Below are 8208 nucleotides of genomic sequence, written 5' to 3' on the forward strand. Positions count from 1 at the left end.
GTAGAGAGCGTCATTTTGAATTTTGAATTGTTAAACACCTATTTTTTCCAACTCAGGTTCCGCTGCTGCTTCTTTCATAATTTCGCTCAGGAATGTATAAGCTTCTTCCCATGCTTTTCGCACTGGCGTAGTAAAGTCTTCACCCAGTCCTTGCGCTAACGTCCACAGCAAAGCTTCGCCGACAATATCGTAGTATTCAGCCTTGACACCATAGCTGGCATGGCTGCGACCAAGCTTCTGAACGGGACCGACAATCTTATCTGGTTGACGCAAACCTTCCACGGCGAGAGCTAGCGTAGCCATTAGCTTACGTTCCTGCTCTTTCATATCCCCCTTAAATAAAGCACGAAAAGAAGGCTCTAATTCAAACAGTCGGTTGTAGAACAGTTCGGCAGCCTTATCAGCGATGGGTTTAACTTTAGCAAAGGATGACTGAACTAACTCCACTTGACTTAGAATTAACTTCCTCGTGGTTACTAGCGTCCAGGTTTCTACTTCACCCAGTCCTGGAATTTTCACGACTGGGTTTTGGATGAATGTGTAGCTATCGGCTATGCGATCGTACACACTCTGAGTGATCAAAATATAGTTCAACTCAGCTTGGCTTTGAAGATTGCTTGCTATATATGCTGTTTCTCCCCAAATGCTGTATCCAAATCGCTGTGTTCCTATTACACCTGCTGTCACAGAACCTGCATGAATGCTGATGCGTAAAGCCAAGGCAGAATTATGATTAACATTCAGACGCTGGATTATGTCTAACATGGCTAGGGCAAAATCAACAGTTCGCTGGCTATGGTCAAATCTCACTTCAGTGAGTCCACATACTGCCACATAGCTTGTACTCAGGGAGTTCTGTCGTTCCAACCCGTAGCGTTCTGCAGAATCATAGAATTCATCAAATAGCTCGGTGAGCAATTTTGTTATCTCTGACGGTGACAGGCGTTTGTTCAACTCAGCAATCCCAGCCAGATGAGCATTGAGGATGGTTACTTGCTTGAAGTTTTCCGCAATGGATAGCTCTCCTTGTTTCCTGCGTTCGGCGATCGCTCTTGGTAAGATATTCTGCAAGAGAATATCGTTTTCCTGCTTCTTGGTTTCCAGCTCTTCCTCAGTTTGATGTAATTTGTTCGCCACCTCTTTGAACTCTGTTGCCAATTCCCCAAACTCGTCAAGGGATGTCACATCAACTTCTGTGTCCAGTTCCCCAGCATTCAGTTTCCGGGCGCTATCAGTCAAACGACGCAGAGGAGAGGTAAAAATTTTCGCAGCAATTGCCGCTAAAAACGCCGTCCCCAGTAAGAAAAGCGTCGCTGCTATCAGCAACATTACCTGTAACGTGTAAAGCGGACGATAAGCTTCCCCTACCTCCATCTCTGCTATAATCCCCCAACTTAACCCGTTCAACTTCAAAGGACTGTATGAACTCAATACCTCTGCCCCCCGATAGTTGCGGTCTACCATCATCCCTTGTTGCCCTTCTAAGGCGGCTTTAGCGGCTAAACTATTGATTTTCTGTAAGCTAATGGTAGTGTTAAAGTTCTCCATTAGTTGTAGAGTTCTCTGGTCAGCGCCCGTGTAACGAACAGCATTTTGATATTTTTTGGGGTCTTCAACCCAAAAACGAGATGTCGAACGCATTAGGGAATCGGGTCCGACTAAATAAGCTTCCCCTGTTTTCTGCAAACCACTACCTTCCCAATTATTATTCCGGCTAATAGCGCTGTTGATCTTTTCAATAGGAATTTGCACTGCCAAGATGCCAATCATGTTAGAACCGCTATAAATCGGAGTTCCCAGGAAAGCAGATGGAGCATTATAAGAGGCACGGTAAGATTTGAAATCAACAACTTGAATGCTACCTTGAGTCGGATTTGTCTGGACTGCCTGCACCAATTCCTTTAGTCCATTCCGGGAGTCATAACTCTGTAGTGGATTAGTGGCAAAATCTGTCTCTTTAAAATAGGAATAGATGATATCTCCTGTTTTAGGATTAATCAAAAATAAATCGTAATAACCAAATTTTTCGATAATTCCTGCAAAGATTTTTTGATATTTGGCGTGAGCCTTGGTGTAAGCGCTGCCATCACCAGCATCAAGGAGCTGGTTTTTTTTGCCGATTGGATTGGGGTTAGAAGCAATGTAGTAATACTGGAGATAACGAGCGGCTTGTCCCAGGGGCTGATAGGCACTGGGGTTCAGTTCTTCAGAGGAGAGATTCTTTTTCAAGCGAGGAAAAAATTGTTGGGTGTAGTAAGCTTCCATTGCTGTATCCCATTCGGAGGGAATAAAGTTGCGCTCCAGGTTGCGGAAACCCCCATTCAAATCCACCATTGCTTTCACGATGTTGCGATCTGCTGCCAGCATCCCTACTTGGTTATTCAAATTTTCAAAGTACGACTCAAACTGCTCGGCTTTGGTTGTACGGATACCGGAAAGTTGCTCGGCGATTTTACTTCTAAGGGTAGCTTGTGTTTGATACCAACCAATCCCACTAACTACTACTACAGAACCCAGGCTAACTCCGAGGAGCAATGCTTGCAGCTTGGATTTAATTGTCCAGTCACCCAGTTTTAGATTAATTAGGGAGCCATTACGCAACTTCTGCAAGCCCTTTTCGGGATTTAACATCTTTTTTATTAATTTTGATGGTGAATATTTAACCTATTGCTTACGTCCAAACCAATATATTTACTATTTCTAGATTTTTTTAAGTTTTTGATCCTTGTATTTGTATTTCTTTGTTTTATCTATTTATTCAGATTAATGTAGTTAAGTCAAGCGGCATCACAAATTATTTTTAAATAAGTTATTCCGAACTTTAAACTAGAGAAAGTAGGAGACTAGTACAGGCAAATTTAAAAAACACAAATATAGCTTATTATCAGGTTGATTGTTTCAAAACCGATAACACATATTAGCTTAAGTTAAAAAGAAGAAATTGACTTATTATTTTCATGTGTTTGACGCTCATAAAAATGGTGTTTTGGGAAAACCTGACTTTGATAAAATTGTCAATGGTGTTGCAAAAACTTATAACATCGTACAAAATTCAGAAATCTACCATTATATTTCCTCAACTTATGGTAAGCGCTGGGATGCTCTTGCAAAAGAGGCAGACACAAACGCTGACAACAAAGCGTCTTTAGATGAGTGGCTTTCCTATCAATACAAGTTATTGAACTATTCCAAAAGCGACTTCCTCTGGCTGAAAATAGCAAGTATGTTTTACGATATTCAGGATATAGATAAAGACGGTGTAATTCTCCGTGAGAGGTTAAGATAACTGCACTTTTGTCAATAGGATGCGGGAAAAGGGGATAAATCCAGCTTGGAGACTGGCAATCGCTTGGCTTTGACTACTCCTAAATCTTGATTCTCTTTGGCAACAAAATACTTAACGGGGTCATGGGCATTACCTTGATCGTAAGCAACGCTAAAATGCTAGAAACCGCGATAAATCATCTCTAAAGAAATGCGGTCAAATGGTAGAGATAATTCATCGGCAACAGCATCTGCTAAATCAATTAAAACAGGATGAAATAACTAAAAATTTCGGTTCCAATTATCCAAGGTAACAACCTGTGGGGATTACTGAACGTGGTTGAAAGCTTTGCTCCTCGACAGTGGGAAACGGAAGAAATTGCTTTAGTGCAACAGCTTTCGACCCAGATGGCGATCGCAATTCAACAAGCTACTGCTTATCAACAGCTGGAAACTGAACTTGCAGAGCGGCAAAAAACAGAAGCGCATCTCCGGCAAAGCGAACAACGATATGCTTCTTTGGCCGCCGCCGTTCCAGTCGGCATTTTCCGAACCGATGCTCAAGGAAACTGTTTTTACGTTAATGAACGCTGGTGTTCTCTTACCGGACTAACTCCTGAAGAAGCAGCCGAAACTGGATGGATTAAATCGGGTGTAATCGCTCCTTTTGAGCGGGTGCAGCGAGAAAAGATTGTGATTGCTATGTCGGGGGAAAGTGTACACGCGCCTTAGATGAGGCGGTAAACTTACAGCAAATAATGCGGCGGTATCCGATGCAGGAGTAGAGGCAATACTTCTCGGGTTTTGCACTTTTAACTCGGAATTGGGTTTGGGGAAAAGGTTAAAGGGTAAGGGGTAAAGGTTTTTTCTTTTCCCTTTCCCATTCCCCTTTTCCCCTTAACCGAAAAGTATTGGGAGTAGAGGTACTGCATCTGCTTAGATTTCTGCTGTACAAAAGGAAAAATGTCAGAAATGTTTGCGTTTACACTTCTACATACTGCTTCATACTATCGGTCTTGAGTGAATGGCACGCTTGTTAAGCTGAACGGTAGGCAGCGTAAGAATTGCAGAGGGGTAGAGGAGAATTTCTCTTGCTTCTTTCCGTATGCCTCTTGTTTCTTTCCGTATGCTTCTTCCTTCTTCTTTCTCCCCTGCTCCTCTGCTTTGGTTGTTGAGCGTAGTCGAAACACTGCACAAGAGCTGCCTCAACGATTTTCCCTTTACAAGCGTGCCATTCGGTCTTGAGTCAAAGGTACGTCCAGGACAACTCAAAAAATTCAAGAGTCTAAAAAACCAATTATTAAGCATCTATTAAATGTTTACTTAAATGTCTTAACTGTCTTAACTGTCCTTGCATCGTAAATGTATTAAATGTATAGTCCTACGTATCCTTAAATCTAGTAGTCTGCCAACTCAAAATTGTTGGGTGAGGGCTGGGAAAAGTGGAAAGGTTAAAGAGTAAGGGATTTAAAACATGAGTCCCTTTGCCCTTAAAAGAGCTAAGTCACGAAAGCAAACTACTAGCCATACTGACAATAGTTGCCCTCGGCGGCCCAGAAATTAAAAGTCAGTATTTGAATAAACCTGATTATCGTTCATGAAAAGGTATGTGCTTTTGGCAACCTCTTCATGACACCTGTTTTTGTTGCTGTTGCCAAATTGTTAAACAAACTTGGGGTTAAATCGAATGGCACTGTATCAAGTCACTCAAACCACTGATAACGGAAACGGAGACACAGTAGGCACTCTCAGCTATGCCATCCTCCAAGCCAACCAACTAGCAGGAGATGACACCATAAGTATTAATTATATAGGACAAAGATCCAAGTTTTGACTAGGATCTTTGTTCGATGCGGCAATTAAGGCGATCGCTATATAATCCATTTCACCCAAGCAAAATGTTAATAACCGCCTGGCTTATGCAAGCAAAACACACAGGTGCAAAAGCTTCTATGTCAAGGCAACAAATAAAAGCCGGTTAATCGTTATGACTGCCAAAATCCACTTTATCTCCGGCTTACCTCGTTCCGGTTCCACCTTACTCGGAGCGTTACTTCGGCAAAATCCCCGGTTTCATGCCAGCATGACTAGCCCCGTTGGTAGTCTGGTGAACCGAATGCTAGAAGCAATGAGTGAAGAGAATGAATATTCAGTCTTTATCACCCCTGAGCAAAAACGGGCATTAACCTTAACTATTTTTTCCACATTCTACGATCCGCAAGCTCAAAAAGAAGTCATCTTCGATACTAATCGGTTGTGGTGTAGCAAATTGTCCTTAATTCAAGAGCTATTTCCTGGCTCAAAGGTGATTTGCTGCGTGCGAAATGTCGCTTGGATTATGGATAGCATCGAACGGCTGATTAGAAAAAACGCTTTTGATGTGTCGCGGATGTTTAATAATGCTGGTGAACGTTCCACAGTTTACACCCGCACCGAAGCCTTGAGTCAAGGGGGACGATTAGTGGGGTTTGCTTATAACGCCCTCAAAGAAGCATTTTATAGCGAACACAGCGCCTCTTTGCTTTTGGTGGACTATGACTTATTGAGCCAAGCACCTGATAAAACTCTATCGCTGATTTATCAATTTTTGCAGGAGGAACCCTTTGAGCATGATTTTGCCAATGTGGAATACGAAGCTGAGGAATTTGATAATCGGCTGAATACTAAGGGACTACATCAGGTGCGTCGCAAAGTCGAGTTTCAGCCGCGACTGACAATTTTACCACCAGATTTATTTACTCAGTATGATGGGTTGTCTTTTTGGAAAAACCCTAGCAATAGTTTGGCTAACGTGATTGTCGCCCAGCCGGTAGAAGCGGTGAGGTAATGAAGCTTTAAATTGTTCCTCTTTCCTAACAAGCTGCAACTTTGATACATCGACCTGCACCTTTGTTGCATTCATCTGCAACTTTGATGTATTGACCTGCACCTTTGTTGCATCAACCTGCACCTTTGTTGCATCAACCTGCACCTTTAATGCATTCACCTACAACAAAGTTACATTGACCTGCAACTTTGTTGCACTGACCTGCAAAAGCTAACCCAAGATATACAAAACCATGAATAAATTATTTTCAACTCTAACCCTAACAACAGCTACAGCTTTAACCGTTGCAATTACCACAGGAGTAATGAGCAATAACTCAGTTTTTGGAGAAACATCTATTGACTTAGCCGCTATGCGTAGCGCAGCTGTGTCTAAACACAACACTTATCGAGCCACCCATCGTAGCCCTAACATTACTATCGATAATTCTCTAAACACAGGCGCTCAAGCTTGGGCTGAGAAGATTGCTAGTAGTGGAAACTTTGAACACAGTAACACTCCTAATGTCGGAGAGAACATATACGCTTCTTATACTTCAGAGACTTCCATAGACCCAACCACCCTTGGTAACGGAGCAGTTGAAGACTGGTATAGCGAAATTAAAGATTACAAGTACGAGAGTCCAGGCTTTTCTAGCGAAACTGGGCATTTTACTCAGGTGGTGTGGAAAGGCAGTACCAAATTAGGCTGTGGTGCAGCACAAGGTACTGCAACGATTGAAGGTAATAAATATAACGCCTTCTATGTGGTTTGTCAGTATGCTACCGCAGGTAATGTGCAAGGGCAGTTTCCTGATAACGTGCTGAAACCTTAGTCATTTGCTGTTTGCCCACCTTACAAATAACTCAGAACCCCGACTTCTTCAAGAAGTCGAGGTTCTAAATCGCTGGATTTAGTTTAAGTGGCACTCCCTCCACTCTACAAATAACTTCTCATTGACATCAAAAAATAAAAAAATCAAATGACAAACTTCATCGTCAACCAAGCCACCGATGACGGCACTGGAAGTACCACAGGCACCCTCAGTTATGCAATTCTCCAAGCGAACCAATTAGCAGGAGATGACACCATTACAATCAATAACGATGTCCGTTTCACTGGGGTAGTGAAAACTCTGGTAAACAGCAACATCAGCATTGTGGGCAACAACCACAGCATCAGCGGCGATGCCAATAATAACGGCATCAACGACAACGGCGACGTGCGCCCCTTGTTCATTTTGTCGGGAACCGTCGGTATTTCTGAGCTAACCATCACCAATGGACGAGCTAAAGGGGGAGATAGTAACGGCGGCGGCGGCGGTGCTGGATTGGGGGGCGGCTTGTTTATTTATGATGGCAATGTATCCTTAACCAATGTCGATTTTAGTAATAACGCGGCACAAGGCGGCAATAGCAATGTCGGCATCGGCAACGGCGGCGGCGGGATATTCGGCAATACTGGCGGCGGCTTCGGCGGCGGCGGACTTTTTGATTCTGGCAGTGGCGACAACGGCGGTTACGGTGGTAACGGTAACTATGGCGGTGGTACTGGTGCTTTCGGCGGCGGTGGAAATGGGAGTTCTAACAGTGGTAGTAGTGCTGGCGGCTTCGGCGGCGGCGGCGGCGGGAGCGGCAGCCGCCTCGGCCGTGGCGGCGGCTGCCGCGGCGGCGCCGGCGAACGCGCGCGCTCCTGCCAGCGCCGCGTCGTCTCCGACGATGCCGCAACCCGCGTCGGCCTGCCCGAGATCAAGGTCGGGCTCTTCCCCGGCGCCGGCGGCACGCAACGCGTCTCGCGCCTGATGCAGACCGGCGACGCGCTGCAGATGATGTTCAAGGGCGAGCAGATCAAAGCCTTGCCCGCGCGCAATACCGGCCTCGTCCACGCCGTCGTGCCGCGCGACCAGCTCGGCGCGAACGCGAAGGAGTGGCTCAAGGCCAACCCGACCGCGACCGCGCCCTGGGACCAGAAGGGCTACAAGCTGCCCTCGAACAAGGTCTATTCGCCGGCCGGCATGCAGATCTGGCCGCCGGCCAATGCGATCTATCGCCGCGAGACCAACGACAACTACCCGGCCGCCCGCGCCATCCTCTCGGCGGTCTATGAGGGGCTGCAGCTGCCGATCGATCTCGCGCTGA

At 45.1% G+C, this 8208-nt stretch carries 7 protein-coding genes and 1 pseudogene; 6 read left to right on the top strand and 2 right to left on the bottom strand.

The window, feature by feature from the left end:
• Window positions 1–30 precede the first annotated feature (30 nt).
• The gene (locus G1O98_RS06510) at window positions 31–2631 is read right to left on the bottom strand and encodes an adenylate/guanylate cyclase domain-containing protein (RefSeq protein WP_163927799.1); all 2601 of its coding nucleotides are present in this window, start codon (window positions 2629–2631) and stop codon (window positions 31–33) included.
• 310 nt (window positions 2632–2941) lie between these two features.
• Here G1O98_RS06510 and G1O98_RS06515 point away from each other — a divergent pair, with 310 nt between their 5' ends.
• Window positions 2942–3286: a hypothetical protein gene (locus G1O98_RS06515; protein WP_163927800.1), complete on the top strand. Its 345-nt coding sequence runs from the start codon at window positions 2942–2944 to the stop codon at window positions 3284–3286.
• 23 nt (window positions 3287–3309) lie between these two features.
• Here G1O98_RS06515 and G1O98_RS39775 read toward each other — a convergent pair.
• Window positions 3310–3546 (bottom strand): annotated as a pseudogene (locus G1O98_RS39775) (IS4 family transposase); the annotation flags it as partial.
• A gap of 18 nt (window positions 3547–3564) precedes the next feature.
• Between G1O98_RS39775 and G1O98_RS06520 the strand changes: the two are divergent.
• The 5 genes from G1O98_RS06520 to G1O98_RS39240 form a co-directional block, all read left to right on the top strand.
• Window positions 3565–3996 carry a PAS domain S-box protein gene (locus G1O98_RS06520; protein ID WP_345940531.1) on the top strand — a complete coding sequence of 144 codons (432 nt, stop codon included), beginning with the start codon at window positions 3565–3567 and terminating at the stop codon, window positions 3994–3996.
• A gap of 955 nt (window positions 3997–4951) precedes the next feature.
• Window positions 4952–5098, top strand: a complete 147-nt coding sequence (locus G1O98_RS06525; RefSeq protein WP_163927801.1) for a hypothetical protein — start codon at window positions 4952–4954, stop codon at window positions 5096–5098.
• Window positions 5099–5251: 153 nt separating this feature from the next.
• Complete coding sequence (locus tag G1O98_RS06530; RefSeq protein ID WP_163927802.1) at window positions 5252–6091, top strand: sulfotransferase; 840 nt, start codon at window positions 5252–5254, stop codon at window positions 6089–6091.
• Window positions 6092–6323: 232 nt separating this feature from the next.
• On the top strand, window positions 6324–6905 hold the full coding sequence (locus G1O98_RS06535; protein ID WP_163927804.1) for a CAP family protein: 582 nt from the start codon (window positions 6324–6326) through the stop codon (window positions 6903–6905).
• Window positions 6906–7052: 147 nt separating this feature from the next.
• The coding region (locus tag G1O98_RS39240; protein ID WP_243458364.1) for an enoyl-CoA hydratase-related protein at window positions 7053–8208 on the top strand (1156 nt) is incomplete at its 3' end.

The sequence above is a fragment of the Nostoc sp. UIC 10630 genome (genome assembly GCF_010747425.1).
GTDB lineage: Bacteria > Cyanobacteriota > Cyanobacteriia > Cyanobacteriales > Nostocaceae > Nostoc.

Coding starts and splice junctions, on each gene's coding strand:
- G1O98_RS06510 (WP_163927799.1), bottom strand. CDS start 2,631: ATGTTAAATCCCGAAAAGGGCTTGCAGAAGTTGCGTAATGGCTCCCTA.
- G1O98_RS06530 (WP_163927802.1), top strand. CDS start 5,252: ATGACTGCCAAAATCCACTTTATCTCCGGCTTACCTCGTTCCGGTTCC.
- G1O98_RS06525 (WP_163927801.1), top strand. CDS start 4,952: ATGGCACTGTATCAAGTCACTCAAACCACTGATAACGGAAACGGAGAC.
- G1O98_RS06535 (WP_163927804.1), top strand. CDS start 6,324: ATGAATAAATTATTTTCAACTCTAACCCTAACAACAGCTACAGCTTTA.